The following is a 16384-nucleotide window of genomic DNA, read 5'->3' on the forward strand; positions in this document are numbered from 1 at the left end:
CCGCCCGGTAGGGTCTGGTGGGTGCCCAAGCCGCTCAGTCTCCCCTTCGACCCCATCGCCCGCGCCGACGAGCTCTGGCAGCAGCGTTGGGGGCCGGTGCCCTCCATGGCCGCGATCACCTCGATCATGCGGGCCCACCAGATCCTGCTCGGCGAGGTCGACGCGGTCGTCAAGCCGTACGGTCTGACCTTCGCCCGCTACGAGGCCCTGGTGCTGCTCACGTTCTCGCAGGCCGGCGAACTGCCGATGTCGAAGATCGGCGAGCGTCTGATGGTCCACCCGACCTCCGTGACGAACACCGTGGACCGGTTGGTGAGGTCCGGCCTGGTCGACAAGCGGCCCAACCCGCAGGACGGTCGCGGCACCCTCGCTTCCATCACGCAGAAGGGGCGCGAGGTGGTCGAGGCGGCCACCAAGGACCTGATGGAGATCGACTTCGGGCTCGGGGTGTACGACGCCGAGGAGTGCGGGGAGATCTTCGCGCTGCTGCGCCCGCTGCGGGTGGCGGCCGCCGACTTCGACGAGAGGTGAGCGGGGAGGACGGCGGGGGCGGGGCCGCGTCAAGATCGAGCAAAACGGACGGTTAGGCTCGACGGCATGAAACGAAGCGTGCTGACCCGCTACCGCGTCATGGCCCTCGTGACCGCGGTCATGCTCCTGATCCTCTGTGCCTGCATGGTGGCGAAGTACGGCTTCGACACCGGGGCCGACCTGACCTTCGCGGTCTCGCAGGCCCACGGCGTCCTCTTCATGATCTACCTGGTCTTCGCCTTCGACCTGGGCTCCAAGGCCAAGTGGTCCTTCGGCAAGCTGCTGTGGGTGCTGGTGTCCGGCACCATCCCGCTGGCGGCCTTCTTCGTCGAGCGGAAGATCCGCGCCGAGGTGGAGCCGCTGGTCGCGGGCGCCCCGGCGACCGCCGAGGCGTAGGGCGCGGCGCCCTCCGGCGCCTCCCGGCGCTCGCGCCGGCCTGGAGCCGATACCCCCGGGGAAGACTCTCCGGGGGTTTGCCATCGACATTTACTAGGACGTCCTAGTAAATTCGAGGGTATGGACGCTGACGCCATCGAGGAGGGCCGCCGCCGCTGGCAGGCCCGTTATGACAAGGCCCGCAAGCGGGACGCCGACTTCACCACGCTCTCCGGCGATGCCGTCGACCCCGTCTACGGACCCCGGCCCGGGGACGCGTACGAGGGCTTCGAGCGCATCGGCTGGCCGGGCGAGTACCCCTTCACCCGCGGCCTGCACGCCACCGGCTACCGCGGCCGGACCTGGACCATCCGCCAGTTCGCCGGCTTCGGCAACGCCGAGCAGACCAACGAGCGCTACAAGATGATCCTCGCGGCCGGCGGCGGCGGTCTGTCCGTGGCCTTCGACATGCCCACGCTCATGGGCCGCGACTCCGACGACCCCCGCGCCCTCGGCGAGGTCGGACACTGCGGGGTCGCCATCGACTCCGCCGCCGACATGGAGGTCCTCTTCAAGGACATCCCCCTCGGCGACGTGACCACCTCCATGACCATCAGCGGGCCCGCCGTCCCCGCCTTCTGCATGTACCTCGTCGCCGCCGAGCGCCAGGGCGTCGACCCCGCCGTGCTCAACGGCACGCTCCAGACGGACATCTTCAAGGAGTACATCGCCCAGAAGGAGTGGCTCTTCGAACCCGAGCCGCACCTGCGCCTCATCGGCGACCTCATGGAGTACTGCGCGAACGGCATCCCCGCCTACAAGCCGCTCTCCGTCTCCGGCTACCACATCCGCGAGGCCGGGGCCACGGCCGCGCAGGAGCTCGCCTACACCCTCGCCGACGGCTTCGGCTACGTGGAACTCGGCCTCTCCCGCGGCCTGGACGTCGACCACTTCGCCTCCGGCCTCTCCTTCTTCTTCGACGCGCACCTCGACTTCTTCGAGGAGATCGCCAAGTTCCGCGCCGCCCGCCGCATCTGGGCCCGCTGGATGAAGGAGGTCTACGGAGCCAAGTCCGACAAGGCCATGTGGCTGCGCTTCCACACCCAGACCGCCGGCGTCTCCCTCACCGCCCAGCAGCCGTACAACAACGTCGTGCGCACCGCCGTCGAGGCCCTCGCGGCCGTCCTCGGCGGCACCAACTCCCTCCACACCAACGCCCTCGACGAGACCCTCGCCCTGCCCAGCGAGCAGGCCGCCGAGATCGCCCTGCGCACGCAGCAGGTGCTGATGGAGGAGACCGGCGTGGCCAACGTCGCCGACCCGCTCGGCGGCTCCTGGTACGTCGAACAGCTCACCGACCGCATCGAGGCCGACGCCGAGAAGATCTTCGACCAGATCAAGGAGCGCGGCCTGCGCGCCCACCCCGACGGCCGCCACCCCATCGGCCCGATCACCTCGGGCATCCTGCGCGGCATCGAGGACGGCTGGTTCACCGGGGAGATCGCCGAGTCGGCCTTCCGGTACCAGCGCTCCCTGGAGAAGGGCGACAAGCGCGTCGTCGGCGTCAACGTCCACCACGGATCGGTCACCGGCGACCTGGAGATCCTGCGCGTCAGCCACGAGGTCGAGCGCGAGCAGGTGCGCGTCCTGGCCGACCGCAAGGAACGCCGCGACGACACCAAGGTCAAGGCCGCCCTGTCCGCGATGCTCGACGCCGCCCGCGACGGGTCCAACATGATCCCGGCCATGCTCGACGCCGTGCGCGCCGAGGCCACGATGGGCGAGATCTGCAACGTCCTGCGCGAGGAGTGGGGCACCTACACCGAGCCGCCCGGCTTCTGACGGCTCGCCGCGTGCCACGAAGGCCGGTCACGGATCCCCCGTACGGGAGGGCCCGCGGCCGGCCTTCCGCGTACGGGAGGATCCGCGGCCGGCCTTCCGCGTACGGGGGCGGGCGCGCTCAGGCCGGCGCGGCGCCCTGGAGGCCGTTCATCAGCAGCCCGGTGAAGGACGCCACCCACAGCTCGTCCACCGGCTCCGAGCTCACCAGCGCCCGGTGCACCACCGTGCCCGCGATCACGTCGAAGATCAGGTCCGTGGTGTGCGCGGTGAGGGCCTCGTCCTGCTCGGCCGGCAGTTCCCCGCGCTGCTGCGCCCGCTCCCGCCCCAGGACGACGAGACGTTTCTGCCGGTCCACGATCGCCGACCGGATCCGGTCGCGCAGGGCCTCGTCACGGGTGGACTCGGCGACCACCGCCATCAGGGCCGTACGGGCCTCCGGGCGGCGCAGCAGCTCCGCGAACTGGAGCACCACGTACTCGACGTCCGCTTCGAGCGAGCCCCGGTCGGGCAGTTCGAGGGCGTCGAACAGCTCCGCGACCGCGTCCACCACCAGCTCGTTCTTGCCCGCCCAGCGCCGGTAGAGGGTGGTCTTGGCGACGCCGGCCCGGGCCGAGACGTCCCCCATCGTCAGCTTCGACCAGCCCAGCTCCACCAGCGCGTCCCGCGTCGCCGCCAGGATCGCGGCGTCGGCCGCCGCGTTGCGGGGGCGACCGGTACGGCCGTGCGGGGAGCTGCCTCCGGGGCTGGGGTTGCGCATGGCCGAGACCATACCGGCCGGTAGGGCAGTCGGCGGGGGCGCGGGAGGTGTGGTTCAGATCACGGGGCGCGGCCGGCGCGGGGGAGTTACGCTACGGCTCGTAGCGAAAGAGCGACAACCACGCGAACCGCTGCCGGCGCCAGGTGGGGACCCGGCGCCACATCAGTCGAACACAGCTGGACACGGCGATTCACGGACGATCTTCCGGGATCCTTTTCGTCGGCGCGCGCACTCGGGGGAGGATGTACGCATGCAGCCCAGAAACATGTCCATGAGCGGCGTGGTCGACCTCGCCGCGGTGAAGGCGGCCGGCGAAGCCAAGGCGAAGGCCGAGCAGGCCCGCGCGGACGCGGCCCGTCAGACAGGCGAAGGCGCGGGCGCCGCGCCCGCCGGCGCGGTGGCGCCCTCCTCGCTGGTCGTCGACGTCACCGAGGCCGGCTTCGAGCGTGACGTACTCCAGCTCTCCAACGAGGTACCGGTCGTCCTCGACTTCTGGGCCGAGTGGTGCGAGCCGTGCAAGCAGTTGAGCCCCCTCCTGGAGCGGCTCACCGTCGAGGCGAACGGCCGCCTCGTCCTGGCGAAGGTCGACGTCGACGCCAACCAGATGCTGATGCAGCAGTTCGGCATCCAGGGCATCCCGGCCGTGTTCGCCGTCGTCGCCGGCCAGGTGCTGCCGCTGTTCCAGGGCGTGGCCCCCGAGCAGCAGATCCGCGAGACCCTGGCCCAGCTGGTCCAGGTCGCCGAGGAGCGCTTCGGCCTCATCGGACTCCAGGTCGACCCCGACGCGGAGGGCGGCCCGGTGGCCCCCGCCGAGATCCCGGTCGGCCCCTACGACGCGCTGCTGGAGGCGGCCGTCGTCGCGCTGGACGCGGGTGACCTGGGCGGCGCCGTCCAGGCGTACCGCAACGTACTGTCCGACGACCCCGGCAACACCGAGGCGAAGCTGGGCCTGGCCCAGGCCGAACTGCTCACCCGGGTGCAGCACCTGAACCCGCAGACGGTGCGCGCCGAGGCCGCGGCGAACCCGAAGGACCCCGCCGCGCAGATGGCCGCCGCGGACCTGGACCTGGCGGGCGGGCACGTGGCCGACGCCTTCGGTCGACTGGTGGACACCGTACGGGTGACCTTCGGCGACGAGCGCGACGCCGTACGGGTGCGCCTGCTGGAGCTGTTCGAGGTCATCGGGGCGGACGACCCCCGGGTCGCGGCGGCGCGCACGGCCCTCGCGCGGGTGCTGTTCTAGGACCCCTGCGCGCGCCGGTGCGGAATCCGGTCGGGCGTCGTCCCGGACCGCCGTTCGAGCCCCGGTGATTTATTGACACGGAGATAAACAGCGGCCGCCTTTTGCCAAATCTTGGCCATGGCGGCCGCTGTTACTCGCAGTAAGTCGAACCCCGTGAACTGTCCGGTTGGTTCGGACTTCCGCCGTTGTGTCGTGGCCCTGGGTGGTACCCAGCGTGCCCACCCGACGGCGCCCGGTCGCACCCCGGTTATCCAGCCGTTACCCGCCAGTAACGAACCCCCTTGTGCCCCGGCCGGGAATGGACCACGATCGGCGACGCTCGGTCCTTCCCGCGGGGCCGCTCATCCGGAGCCGCGGCGGAGGGTCCCCACCGGGCCGGCCGGTGGCAGTGGCACCGGCCGTGGACAGGGGGGTCCCCGCCACAACGGCAGGGCCTGTCCTCCAGGTTGCGCGAACGCGTGGCCCAGTGGTTGTCGCTCGGGGGTGAACGCCGGTGAACGCGATGTGGCAGAGCCATACCTCGGCCGCCTGCGCTCCTTCCCGAGGACGTAGCACTTCTCCCATCCCCGGACGGGCACGGCCCGGACCGGAGATGTACGTCCGAGAAGGAGGAACCAAATGAGTTCTCAGGTTCGTGGCGGGACCAGATGGAAGCGCTTCGCTCTCGTCATGGTCCCGAGCATCGCGGCCACCGCCGCGGTCGGTGTGGGTCTGGCACAGGGCGCCCTCGCGGCGTCGTTCAGCGTCTCGGGCCAGAGTTTCAAGGTGTCGGCCGACAAGCTCGTCGGCGAGAACCTGATCCAGTACGGAAGTGTCGCCGAGGGCTCCATCATCGGCGAGAAGGACCCGGAGAAGAAGCAGAAGCACCCGGTCACCATCTCGGGCTTCAGCAAGGCCACGATCACCAACATGTGCCAGTCCCTGGTCACGCCGGTGCCGGGCCTCGGCGCGATCACGCTCCAGCTGCGCACCGGAAACAAGGGCACCCCGGCGGTCGCGGAGAACATCTACCTCGACGTCGCCGAGCTGGACGCGGACGCCTACTTCGAGGACCTCGACATCGGTGTCGCGGTCGGCGACGGCACGCACACCACCAAGCCGGCTCCGGGAACGGTGGCGGACAACGGACTGTTCTCGCAGCGCGCCAAGAAGGCCACGCTGACGAAGGTCCGGCAGAAGGCCTGGGCGACGACGGCGGGTACCTTCACGCTGCCCGACCTCAAGCTGCGCCTGCTCAGCGGCGACAAGCCGTGCTACGAGGACGAGGGCTGATCCCGTCCCGTACGTGACCGCGCGGGCGCGCGACGACGGCCGTCGCCGCGCGCCCGCGCGGGCTCCACAGAGTTCTCCGTACCACCGTTTCCAGGGAGCTGTTGTCCATGAACCCCCAGGCCCCGGTTCACGCCGCAGACGATCACTGGCTCACTGTCATGCGCCACCGCTTCCGTGCCTGGCGAGGTACCCGTCCCTTCTGGGCCGGACTGTTCACGCTCCTCGGCGGCGTGCCGATCATCTACTTCCCCTTCGCGGACATCCGGCTGGCCAACGTCACCCTCGCGATGGCGACGACCTCCGGCTCCGTCTCGTTGATCCTCGGCGTCCTGCTGATCACCCTGGGCATCGCCCTCTGGTTCCAGCAGGGCATCCGGGTCTTCGCCGGCGTCGCCGCCATCCTGCTGGCCCTGGTGTCGATCCCGAAGTCGAACCTCGGCGGCTTCTTCATCGGCTTCATCACGGCGATGATCGGCGGCTGCCTCGCACTGGCCTGGGCCCCCGGGGTGCCGGCCGACGAGGACGCGGAGCAGGACGTGGAGGAGGACGCGGACAAGGCGCGGGTGACGGCGGGCAACCCCTTCGGGGTCCCGGGCCCCCGCGACACGGAGACGGCGTACGCGACCGAGACGACGACTGCCCACGCCGACGGCGGGAGGAACAGTGCGGGGTGAACAGACGCACCGGGACGTGGCCCCCGGAGCGGAGTCCCGTGAGAGGAAGGGCCCGCGCCACGCGGCGCCCAGGAAGTCCCTGCTGAACAAGCTCCAGATACCCGTGGGCAAGACGATGGCGCTGGCGGCGATGCCGACGGCCGTGTTCGTCGGGATGGGCATGGCCCCCAGGATGGCGCTGGCCGACGAGAAGGACATCCCCTTCGCCCCCGGCCCGTGCGTGACCCGCTCCGACGAACCGTCGGCGTCGGCCTCGCCCTCGCCCTCGCCCTCCACGTCCGCGTCGAAGACGCCCTCGCCGGGCACGTCGCCCGGCGCGACCGCCTCACCGGGCGCGAGCAAGGCCCCGAAGCCGGCCACGAGCCCCGCGGCCAAGCCCTCGGGCACGGCGTCCGCGACGGCGAACAGGCCGTCCGCGACCCCTTCGCCGTCGGCCACCCCCTCGGCGACGAAGACCGTCAACCCGCTGGACCCGCTGGGCGTCGGCGACGCCCTCAAGGGTCTGGTGGACGCCTTCGGCAAGCCCCTCCAGGACGCGAGGAAGCCGGCCGCCCCGACCCCCGCGCCCACCACCGCGCCCGGCAAGGACCCGGCGGCCGACGCGATCCGCGAGGCGGCGAAGAAGGCCGGCGCCGCGGTCACGGAACTGCCGCAGGACGTCAAGGACACGGCGACGAAGCCGAAGGACGAGACGGGCGGCACGTCCGGAGCCGAGGACGAGGACGAGGACGGGAACGGTCCCTCGCCGAGCGCCTCCGCTTCCGCCTCCGCATCCCCCTCCCCGACGGCGACGAAGGACGCGGACGGGAAGGAACCCTTCCCCTGCCCGACCTACGACGCCGAGGCCCTGGCCAACGCCAAGTTGGACCCGGGCGTCCCGCTCCTGCCCGACGAGCCCTGGTACCTCGACAGCTCCCTGCTGACCCTGTACGGCCTCGACTACGAGGGCATCGTGGAGGTCCGGACGGCGGGCGGCAAGGTCAAGAAGGTCCTGAAGTTCACGGCGGACTCCCTGGACATCAAGGACCTGTACCAGACCGTCGGCAAGGGCCCGAACATCGCCCACCTGAAGTCCCGCCCCGGCTCCACGTCCAGGATCCGCGACGGCAAGGTGACGATGTACACGGAGAGCCTGAAGGGCAACCTCTTCGGCCTCATCCCGATCGAGTTCACCCCGAACTCCCCGCCGCCCCTGAACGTCCCCTTCGCGTTCTTCACGAACGTCAAGGTCGTCCAGGCCGGCCAGTTCGGCGGCAACCTGACCGTCCCGGGCCTCAGGAACTACATCGGCCCGGCGGAGAAGTAGCCCCCGACGCACCGAGGGCGGCACCCCCGATCGGGGTGCCGCCCTCGCTCTGTGCGGCAGAGTCGTGGCGTCAGGCGTCAGGCGCGGGTGCCGCCGCCGACGTGGTGGACGCGGACCATGTTCGTGGTGCCGGGGACGCCGGGGGGCGAGCCGGCGGTGATGATCATGGTGTCGCCCTCGTTGTACCGGCCCAGCTTCGAGAGCTCGGCGTCGACCAGGTCGACCATGGCGTCGGTGCTGTCCACGTGCGGGACGACGTGGGACTCGACGCCCCAGCTCAGCGTGAGCTGGTTGCGGGTGTTGACGTCCGTGGTGAACGCCAGGATCGGCTGGCAGGCGCGGTAGCGCGACAGGCGGCGGGCCGTGTCGCCGGACTGGGTGAAGGCGACGAGCGACTTCGCGTCCAGGAAGTCCGCGATCTCGCAGGCCGCGCGGGCGACGGAGCCGCCCTGCGTACGCGGCTTCTTGCCCTGCACCAGCGGCTGGAGACCCTTGGACAGGAGCTCCTCCTCGGCCGCCGTGACGATCTTCGACATCGTCTTGACGGTCTCGATCGGGTAGGCGCCGACCGAGGACTCGGCCGACAGCATGACCGCGTCCGCGCCGTCGAGGATGGCGTTGGCGACGTCGGAGGCCTCGGCGCGCGTCGGGCGCGAGTTGGTGATCATCGACTCCATCATCTGGGTCGCGACGATCACCGGCTTGGCGTTGCGGCGGCACATCTCGATGAGCCGCTTCTGGACCATCGGGACCTTTTCGAGCGGGTACTCGACGGCGAGGTCGCCGCGGGCCACCATGACCGCGTCGAACGCGTCGACCACGGCCGCCATGTTCTCGACGGCCTGCGGCTTCTCGACCTTGGCGATGACGGGGACCCGGCGGCCCTCCTCGTCCATGACGCGGTGGACGTCCTTGACGTCGTTGGCGTCGCGGACGAAGGACAGCGCGACCATGTCGCAGCCCATCCGCAGGGCGAAGCGCAGGTCGTCGACGTCCTTCTCCGACAGGGCGGGGACGTTCACGGCGGCACCCGGCAGGTTGATGCCCTTGTGGTCCGAGATGACACCGCCCTCGATGACGATGGTCTTGACCCGCGGGCCCTCGACCTCGGTCACCCGGAGCTCGACGTTGCCGTCGTTGATCAGGACCTGGTCACCCTTGGCGACGTCGCCCGGGAGGCCCTTGTAGGTGGTGCCGCAGATGGACTTGTCGCCCGGGACGTCCTCGGTGGTGATGGTGAACTCGTCACCGCGCACCAGCTCGACGGGACCCTCGGCGAAGGTCTCCAGACGGATCTTCGGACCCTGGAGGTCGGCGAGGACGCCGACGGCGCGCCCGGTGTCCTCGGAGACCTTCCGGACGCGGTCGTACCGCTCCTGGTGTTCTGCCTGGGACCCGTGGCTGAAGTTGAATCGGGCCACGTTCATACCTGCCTCGATGAGCGCTTTCAGCTGCTCATACGAGTCGACGGCGGGGCCCAGCGTGCAGACGATTTTGGAACGGCGCATGGAGCGGATCCTATCCGTTTGTTTCGTAGCGGAATATTCCGTCTGGTGGAAAGTCCAAGTGACTACTCGGTAACCAACGCGTACGCCTGGGTGGCGATCTCCAGCTCCTCGTCGGTCGGGACCACGGCCACCGCCACCCGGGCGTACTCGGCCGACACCAGCCGGGGCCCGGAGGAGCGCACCGCGTTGGCCTCCAGGTCCAGGGCGAGGCCGAGCTCCTCCAGACCGGCGACGGCCGCCGCCCGGACGCCGGCCGCGTTCTCGCCGACGCCCGCCGTGAAGGTCACCGCGTCCACCCGCCCCAGCACCGCCGTGTACGCGCCGATGTACTTCTTCAGCCGGTGGACGTACGCGTCCAGCGCGAGGCGGGCCGAGGCGTCGCCCTCCTCCGCCCGGCGCGTCACCTCGCGCATGTCGTTGTCGCCGCACAGCCCCAGCAGACCGCTCTTCTTGTTGAGCAGCGAGTCGATCTCGTCGATCGACAGCCCGCCCACCCGGGCCAGGTGGAAGATGACCGCCGGGTCCAGGTCGCCCGACCGGGTGCCCATGACCAGGCCCTCCAGCGGGGTCAGCCCCATCGAGGTCTCCACGCACACCCCGCCGCGCACGGCCGAGGCGGACGCGCCGTTGCCCAGGTGCAGCACGATCACGTTCACGTCCTCCACCGGCCGGCCCAGCAGGGCGGCCGTCGCGCGGGAGACGTAGGAGTGGGAGGTGCCGTGGAAGCCGTACCGCCGGACGGAGTACTTGTCGGCGGTCGCGGCGTCGATCGCGTACCGGGCCACGTGCTCCGGCATCGTCGAGTGGAAGGCCGTGTCGAAGACGGCGACCTGCGGGAGGTCCCCGCGCAGGGAACGGGCCACCTCGATGCCCGTCACGTTCGCCGGGTTGTGCAGCGGGGCGAGCGGGATCAGGCTGCGGATCTCCGCCAGCACCTCGTCGTCGATGACCGTCGGCCGGTTGAACCGGGTCCCGCCGTGCACCACCCGGTGGCCGACGGCGGCCAGCTCGGGGGAGTCCAGCCCCATCCCGTCGGCGGCCAGCTCCGCCGCCACCGCCTTGAGCGCGGCCTCGTGATCGGCGATCGGACCGGTCCGCTCGCGCCGGCCGCCGGCCGCGCCCGGTCCGGTCAGCGGTTCGTGCGTCAGCCGCGAGGTCTCCTCGCCGATGCGCTCCACCAGGCCGACGGCGAGGCGGGAGCGGTCCGCCATGTCGAGGAGCTGGTACTTCACCGACGAGGAGCCGGAGTTGAGGACGAGTACGCGCGATGCGGTCACGATGAGGGTCTTTCCTGGTCGTGGACGGGGTGGGGGGAAGGCGGGGTGCGGGGGGCGCGGGCCGGGCTCAGGCGGTGGGGGCGCCGCCGGCCGGGGACTGCGCCTGGATCGCGGTGATCGCCACGGTGGTGACGATGTCCTGGACCAGCGCGCCGCGCGAGAGGTCGTTGACCGGCTTGCGCAGACCCTGGAGCACCGGACCGACCGCGACGGCGCCCGCCGAACGCTGCACGGCCTTGTACGTGTTGTTGCCCGTGTTGAGGTCGGGGAAGATCAGCACGCTGGCCCGGCCGGCCACGTCGGAGTCCGGCAGCTTCGTCGCCGCGACCGAGGGCTCCACCGCGGCGTCGTACTGGATCGGCCCCTCGACCGCCAGGTCGGGGCGCTGCGCGCGCACGATCTCGGTGGCCTTGCGGACCTTGTCCACGTCCGCGCCCGAGCCGGAGGTGCCGGTCGAGTACGAGAGCATCGCGATCCGCGGCTCGACCCCGAAGGCGGCGGCGGTGGCGGCCGACTGGACGGCGATGTCCGCCAGTTGCTCGGCGTCGGGGTCCGGGTTGACCGCGCAGTCGCCGTAGACCAGCACCCGGTCGGCCAGGCACATGAAGAAGACCGAGGAGACGATCGAGGCCTCCGGCTTGGTCTTGATGATCTCGAAGGCCGGGCGGATCGTGGCGGCGGTGGAGTGCACCGAACCGGAGACCATGCCGTCCGCGAGGCCCTCCTGGACCATCAGGGTGCCGAAGTAGTTGACGTCGGTGACCACGTCGTTGGCCAGCTCGACCGTCATCCCCTTGTGGGCGCGGGCCCGCGCGTAGTACTCGGCGAACCGTTCCCGCAGCGGGGAGGTCGCCGGGTCGATGAGCTGGGCGCCCGTGATGTCGATGCCGAGGTCGCCGGCCTTCTTCAGGATCGCCTGCTCCTCGCCCAGCAGCGTCAGGTCGCACACCCCGCGCCGCAGCACCACGTCGGCGGCGCGCAGCACACGCTCCTCGGTGCCCTCGGGCAGGACGACCCGGCGCCGCTGGGAACGGGCCCGCTCCAGCAGCTCGTGCTCGAACATCATCGGCGTGACCCGCTCGGAGCGGGCCACCGACAGCAGGTCGCGCAGCTCGGCGGTGTCCACGTGGCGCTCGAACAGGCCGAGCGCGGTCTCCAGCTTGCGCGGGGTCGCGGAGTTCAACCGGCTCTGGAGCGAGAAGAGTTCGGCGGCGGTCGGGAAGCTGTTGCCGGCGACGGAGACCACCGGGGTGCCCGGGGCCAGCTTCGAGGCCAGCGTCAGGATGTCCTTGCTCGGGCGCTCGTTCAGGGTCAGCAGGACGCCCGCGATCGGCGGGGTGCCGGAGGTGTGGGCGGCCAGCGCGCCGACGACCAGGTCCGAGCGGTCCCCGGGGGTGACGACCAGGCAGCCGGGGGTCAGGGCGTTCAGGAAGTTCGGCAGCATCGCCCCGCCGAAGACGAAGTCGACGGCGTCGCGCGCGAGGCCCGCGTCGTCACCGAGGAGCACCTCGCCGCCGAGCGCCCGGGTGATCTGGGCGACGGTCGGGGCGGAGAGGGACTTGTCGTCCGGCAGGACGTAGCAGGGCACGGGGAGGCGGGCGGAGAGCCGCTCGGCTATGGGGTCGCGGTCCTCGGGGGCCACCCGGTTGACCACCATCGCCACGACGTGGCAGCCCAGGCTCTCGTAGGCGCGGTAGGCGTTGCGGGCCTCGGCGCGTACCGCCTCCGCCGGGTGCTTGGTGCCGCCGACGACCGGCACGACGACCGCGCCCAGCTCGTTGGCGAGGCGGGCGTTCAGCGCGAGCTCGTCGGGCAGGTTGGTGTCGGCGTAGTCGGTGCCGAGGACGAGCATGACCTCGTAGTCGCGGGCGATGCGGTGGTAGCGGTCGACGAGTCGGGAGACCAGTTCGTCGGTCCCCTTCTCCGCGAGGATCGCGGAGGCCTCGTGGTACTCCATGCCGTACGCCGTCGCGGCGTCCTGGTCGATCCGGTAGCGGGCCTTGAGGAGGTCGAAGAGGCGGTCCGGCCCGTCGTGCAGCAACGGTCGGTAGACGCCGACCCGGCCCGTCTGGCGGGTCAGGAGCTCCATGATCCCCAGCTCGACGACCTGGCGGCCGTCCCCCCGCTCGATCCCGGTCACGTACACGCTGCGCGTCACGCGTGCTCTCCGTCCCATGAAGGTCTGTGGTCAGTGTCAGTGTGGTCAGTGCTGTGCTGTCGGTGCTCGTCAGCGCCCGCCGGCGCGTCACGGTGCCCCACTCCGCTGCGGGTGGGCCGGCGCTCTGTTGTCCCGGTTAGGGTGGGCTTGACCTCTTGACAATACCTCTGCGGGTGGATAGGACGCCCGCCGGGAAAACGGCCCGGCCGAGAGGGCCGAAAGGCCCGGGGGCCGTCCGGCGCGCAGCGCGCGCCCCGTGCGCCCCGTGGAACAATCGGACAGGCTTCATCAATACGCCCTTCATATGTACGGCCGTCCGCCCGCACGTGTACGGCCCGGTACGACCAGGAGCAGGAGACACAGGACGATGCGCATCGGAGTTCTCACCGCAGGCGGCGACTGCCCGGGCCTGAACGCCGTCATCCGTTCGGTCGTGCACCGGGCCGTCGTCGGTCACGGGGACGAGGTCATCGGCTTCGAGGACGGTTTCAAGGGCCTCCTCGACGGCCACTACCGTCCCCTCGACATCAACGCCGTCAGCGGCATTCTGGCCCGCGGCGGCACGATTCTGGGTTCAGCGCGCATGGAGCGCGCCCGTCTGCACGAGGCCGCCGAGAACGCCGCCGAGTTGGCCCGGCGCTACGAGATCGACGCGCTGATCCCCATCGGCGGCGAGGGCACCCTGACGGCGGCCCGGATGCTGTCGGACGCCGGGATGCCGGTCGTCGGCGTACCGAAGACCATCGACAACGACATCTCCTCCACGGACCGCACCTTCGGCTTCGACACCGCCGTGATGGTGGCCACCGAGGCGATCGACCGTCTGAAGACCACCGCCGAGTCGCACCAGCGCGTGATGGTCGTCGAGGTCATGGGCCGCCACGCGGGCTGGATCGCCCTGGAGTCGGGCATGGCCGGCGGCGCCCACGGCATCTGCCTGCCCGAGCGCCCCTTCGAGGTGGACGCCCTGGTCAAGATGGTGGAGGAACGGTTCGCCCGAGGGAAGAAGTTCGCCGTCATCTGCGTCGCCGAGGGCGCGCACCCGGCCGAGGGCTCCATGCCGTACGAGAAGGGCGCCATCGACCAGTACGGTCACGAACGCTTCGCCGGCATCGGCAACCGTCTCGCGGTGGAGCTCGAACACCGCCTCGGCAAGGAGGCCCGTCCGGTCATCCTCGGCCACGTCCAGCGCGGCGGCACCCCCACCGCCTACGACCGCGTCCTGGCGACCCGCTTCGGCTGGCACGCCGTCGAGGCCGTGCACCGCGGGGAGTTCGGCAACATGACCGCCCTGCGCGGCACCGACATCGTCATGGCCCCGCTGGCCTCGGCCGTCACCGAGCTGAAGACCGTCCCGGACGACCGGATGTACGAGGCCGAGTCGGTCTTCTGACCGGGCCGCCCGCCCCGCCGGGCCGGGACCTTCGTCCCCTCTTGTACGCCGAACGGCCCCGGACGCACCCCCGCGAGGGAAGCGTCCGGGGCCGTTCCGCGTCCCCGGGGCGGCTTCGATGTGACCGGTCACGCACCGCCGACCAGGGCCCAGAACCGGTCCGTGATCTCCGCGAGGAACTCCCGCCCCGCGTCCCCGGCGCCGGCCGTGCCCGCGCCGCCGCCCCAGCTCAGGGTGGCGACCATCCGCGACTGGTAGTCGTTGTGGAGCGTCTCCAAGGCCCGCTCCAGGTGGGCCTTGGGCACCGGCAGCAGCTTGGACAGCGGTTTCACGTAGGCCTGCCAGCGCGTGGTGACCGCGCTGCGCAGCAGGTCGGCGAGTTCCTCGTGCTTGCCGGTCGCCGTCACGAACTGGGCGAGGCTCAGGCCGAGCACCGAGGCGAGGGCGGCGGACTGCCGCTCGTTGCCCTTCCAGCGCCCGGTGTCCTCCATCTTCTGGTACGCGCCGGCGTCCACGCCGATCCTGCGGGCGAGGTCGTCGGGGTCCAGCCCGCGCGCCATGCGGTGTTCCCGCAGGGTGACGGGCTCGGCGAGGAGCTCCCCGGGGGAGCACCAGAGCACACCGGCGAGCGCGGTGAGTTCGGTGGAGGTGGGCGACTGTTCGCCCCGCTCCCAGGCCATCACGGTCTCGGGTGCGACGAGCAGGCCGTACTGGGCTCTCAGGCCGTAGGCGACGTGGCCGGGAGCCATGCCCAGGGCCGCGCGCAGGCGCCGCGCGGCGGGGGCATTGAAAGGGGGGCTGGAGTGCACACGCCACACCGTAGGAGTGTCCGAGGGGTGGCGACTACAGACCATTCAAACAAGGCCATAACTCGTAGGAAAGTCCTATGGAGTTCGGTGCTTTGGCCGGGTTTCCCTGCGACTGTCCGGTAATCGGATCGTCGGAAGATCCATCCACAGCGTACGGATCCGGCCACTCCATTTCAGGCGGGTCCTCGGACTCGTCGAGTGATCCGCGTCACACGGCCCGAACCGGCCGCCCACCCCGTACGTGATCACTGTCGGGGGCCCTCGCGCACGGGGGTGGCGAGGGCCCCACGGTCCTCGCTCGCGCAGCCCTCGCTCCCACAGCCCTTGCCTTGACGTCGGCGTCAAGCAATACGGTCGGTCCATGCGCATCGGCGAACTGGCGAAGCGGGCCGGCACCAGCACGCGGACCCTCAGGTACTACGAATCACGCGGGCTGCTGGCCGCCCGGCGGGCCGACAACGGCTACCGCGACTACGACGAGGACGACCTGCGCCTGCTGCGTCAGATCCGCACCCTCCAGGACTTCGGCTTCGACCTGGAGGAGACCCGCCCCTTCGTCGACTGCCTGCGCGCCGGCCACCCGGCCGGGGACTCCTGCCCGGCCTCCCTGGCCGTGTACCGGCGCAAGCTCGCCGAGCTGGACGGCCTCATCGACCGGCTGGCCGACGTACGCGCCACCGTCGCCCGGCAGCTGGCCGACGCCGAGGCGACGGCCGGAGCGGCCGACGGGGGAGCGGCCGACGGGGAGCCGCCCGCCCCGCGCTGCGAGATGACGGGCTGACCGCGGCCCCGCGCACGACGCGGGCACGCGACGCACGACGCACGACGCGGGACGCGCGCACCCGACACCCGACACGAACCACCGGAGGGGAACCCCATGATCCACGCACACGGTGTGCCCGAAGTGACCGACGCCGACTTCGCCGCCGAGGTACTCCAGGAGCGGGGCCGCCCCGTCCTGGTCAAGTTCACCGCGGACTGGTGCGGCCCCTGCCGCCAGCTCGCCCCCGTCCTCGGTGCCATCGCCGCCGAGGAGGGGGACCGGCTGAAGGTGGTCCGGATCGACGTGGACCGCAACTCCGCCACCGCCGCCGCCCACGGGGTCCTCGCCACCCCCACCCTGCTGCTCTTCCGCGACGGCGAACCCGTACGGCAGCTGGTCGGCGCCCGCGCCAAGCGCAGGCTGCTCCAGGAACTGGAGGAGCACCTGGAGCGGCGCGCGGACGTCACGACCTGAGC

Annotated in this window: 15 protein-coding genes; 10 read left to right on the top strand and 5 right to left on the bottom strand. The window is 71.2% G+C overall.

The annotated features are described in order from the left end of the window. The first annotated feature begins 21 nt into the window (after nt 1-21). The 3 genes from AB0D01_RS03750 (at nt 22) to AB0D01_RS03760 (ending at nt 2748) form a co-directional block, all read left to right on the top strand. On the top strand, nt 22-531 hold the full coding sequence (locus AB0D01_RS03750; RefSeq protein WP_363053343.1) for a MarR family transcriptional regulator: 510 nt from the start codon (nt 22-24) through the stop codon (nt 529-531). A 66-nt stretch (nt 532-597) separates the two neighbouring features. Then, a complete protein-coding gene (locus AB0D01_RS03755) occupies nt 598-927 on the top strand; it encodes a DUF3817 domain-containing protein (RefSeq protein ID WP_363053344.1) in 330 nt (109 codons plus the stop codon). Nucleotides 928-1047: 120 nt separating this feature from the next. After that, nucleotides 1048-2748 (top strand): methylmalonyl-CoA mutase family protein, encoded by a 1701-nt coding sequence (locus tag AB0D01_RS03760; protein ID WP_363053345.1) that lies wholly within the window; start codon nt 1048-1050, stop codon nt 2746-2748. Between the two features lie 118 nt (nt 2749-2866). Here the strand turns inward: AB0D01_RS03760 and AB0D01_RS03765 are convergent, their stop codons facing one another. Further along, entirely contained in the window at nt 2867-3505 is a 639-nt protein-coding gene (locus AB0D01_RS03765) for a TetR/AcrR family transcriptional regulator (protein WP_363053346.1), read from the bottom strand. Between the two features lie 250 nt (nt 3506-3755). Here AB0D01_RS03765 and AB0D01_RS03770 point away from each other — a divergent pair, with 250 nt between their 5' ends. From AB0D01_RS03770 to AB0D01_RS03785, 4 genes are all read left to right on the top strand, one after another. Beyond that, nucleotides 3756-4748, top strand: a complete 993-nt coding sequence (locus tag AB0D01_RS03770; RefSeq protein WP_363053347.1) for a tetratricopeptide repeat protein — start codon at nt 3756-3758, stop codon at nt 4746-4748. A gap of 618 nt (nt 4749-5366) precedes the next feature. Beyond that, nucleotides 5367-6020, top strand: coding sequence for a DUF6230 family protein (locus tag AB0D01_RS03775; RefSeq protein WP_363053348.1), 654 nt, complete (start codon nt 5367-5369; stop codon nt 6018-6020). 107 nt (nt 6021-6127) lie between these two features. Continuing rightward, nucleotides 6128-6694 carry a DUF6114 domain-containing protein gene (locus tag AB0D01_RS03780; protein ID WP_363053349.1) on the top strand — a complete coding sequence of 189 codons (567 nt, stop codon included), beginning with the start codon at nt 6128-6130 and terminating at the stop codon, nt 6692-6694. Then, nucleotides 6684-8000 (top strand): hypothetical protein, encoded by a 1317-nt coding sequence (locus tag AB0D01_RS03785; protein WP_363053350.1) that lies wholly within the window; start codon nt 6684-6686, stop codon nt 7998-8000. Before AB0D01_RS03780 ends, AB0D01_RS03785 begins: the two co-directional genes overlap by 11 nt. Before the next feature lie 77 nt (nt 8001-8077). On the opposite strand, the gene pyk is transcribed toward AB0D01_RS03785, so the two are convergent. From pyk to pta, 3 genes are all read right to left on the bottom strand, one after another. Beyond that, entirely contained in the window at nt 8078-9508 is a 1431-nt protein-coding gene (gene pyk / locus AB0D01_RS03790; RefSeq protein WP_363053351.1) for a pyruvate kinase, read from the bottom strand. A gap of 62 nt (nt 9509-9570) precedes the next feature. Beyond that, nucleotides 9571-10785: an acetate kinase gene (locus AB0D01_RS03795; protein WP_363053352.1), complete on the bottom strand. Its 1215-nt coding sequence runs from the start codon at nt 10783-10785 to the stop codon at nt 9571-9573. Nucleotides 10786-10852: 67 nt separating this feature from the next. Continuing rightward, entirely contained in the window at nt 10853-12943 is a 2091-nt protein-coding gene (gene pta, locus AB0D01_RS03800) for a phosphate acetyltransferase (RefSeq protein ID WP_363053353.1), read from the bottom strand. 367 nt (nt 12944-13310) lie between these two features. Between pta and AB0D01_RS03805 the strand changes: the two genes are divergently transcribed. Continuing rightward, the gene (locus AB0D01_RS03805; RefSeq protein WP_363053354.1) at nt 13311-14336 is read left to right on the top strand and encodes an ATP-dependent 6-phosphofructokinase; all 1026 of its coding nucleotides are present in this window, start codon (nt 13311-13313) and stop codon (nt 14334-14336) included. 128 nt (nt 14337-14464) lie between these two features. Here the strand turns inward: AB0D01_RS03805 and AB0D01_RS03810 are convergent, their stop codons facing one another. Further along, on the bottom strand, nt 14465-15190 hold the full coding sequence (locus AB0D01_RS03810; RefSeq protein WP_363053355.1) for a helix-turn-helix domain-containing protein: 726 nt from the start codon (nt 15188-15190) through the stop codon (nt 14465-14467). A gap of 316 nt (nt 15191-15506) precedes the next feature. Between AB0D01_RS03810 and AB0D01_RS03815 the strand changes: the two genes are divergently transcribed. Beyond that, nucleotides 15507-15926 (top strand): MerR family transcriptional regulator, encoded by a 420-nt coding sequence (locus AB0D01_RS03815; RefSeq protein ID WP_363053356.1) that lies wholly within the window; start codon nt 15507-15509, stop codon nt 15924-15926. A gap of 96 nt (nt 15927-16022) precedes the next feature. Continuing rightward, the gene (locus AB0D01_RS03820; RefSeq protein ID WP_363053357.1) at nt 16023-16382 is read left to right on the top strand and encodes a thioredoxin domain-containing protein; all 360 of its coding nucleotides are present in this window, start codon (nt 16023-16025) and stop codon (nt 16380-16382) included. Nucleotides 16383-16384: the final 2 nt, after the last annotated feature.

It is taken from the genome of Streptomyces sp. NPDC048606 (genome assembly GCF_040650855.1).
Lineage (GTDB): Bacteria > Actinomycetota > Actinomycetes > Streptomycetales > Streptomycetaceae > Streptomyces.

Bases quoted from the DNA above. Each gene is read 5' to 3' on its own strand.
- AB0D01_RS03820 (WP_363053357.1), top strand. From the start codon at position 16,023: ATGATCCACGCACACGGTGTGCCCGAAGTGACCGACGCCGACTTCGCC.
- AB0D01_RS03760 (WP_363053345.1), top strand. From the start codon at position 1,048: ATGGACGCTGACGCCATCGAGGAGGGCCGCCGCCGCTGGCAGGCCCGT.
- AB0D01_RS03815 (WP_363053356.1), top strand. From the start codon at position 15,507: ATGCGCATCGGCGAACTGGCGAAGCGGGCCGGCACCAGCACGCGGACC.
- AB0D01_RS03780 (WP_363053349.1), top strand. From the start codon at position 6,128: ATGAACCCCCAGGCCCCGGTTCACGCCGCAGACGATCACTGGCTCACT.
- pyk (WP_363053351.1), bottom strand. From the start codon at position 9,508: ATGCGCCGTTCCAAAATCGTCTGCACGCTGGGCCCCGCCGTCGACTCG.
- AB0D01_RS03805 (WP_363053354.1), top strand. From the start codon at position 13,311: ATGCGCATCGGAGTTCTCACCGCAGGCGGCGACTGCCCGGGCCTGAAC.
- AB0D01_RS03810 (WP_363053355.1), bottom strand. From the start codon at position 15,190: ATGGTCTGTAGTCGCCACCCCTCGGACACTCCTACGGTGTGGCGTGTG.
- AB0D01_RS03775 (WP_363053348.1), top strand. From the start codon at position 5,367: ATGAGTTCTCAGGTTCGTGGCGGGACCAGATGGAAGCGCTTCGCTCTC.
- AB0D01_RS03755 (WP_363053344.1), top strand. From the start codon at position 598: ATGAAACGAAGCGTGCTGACCCGCTACCGCGTCATGGCCCTCGTGACC.
- AB0D01_RS03765 (WP_363053346.1), bottom strand. From the start codon at position 3,505: ATGCGCAACCCCAGCCCCGGAGGCAGCTCCCCGCACGGCCGTACCGGT.
- AB0D01_RS03770 (WP_363053347.1), top strand. From the start codon at position 3,756: ATGCAGCCCAGAAACATGTCCATGAGCGGCGTGGTCGACCTCGCCGCG.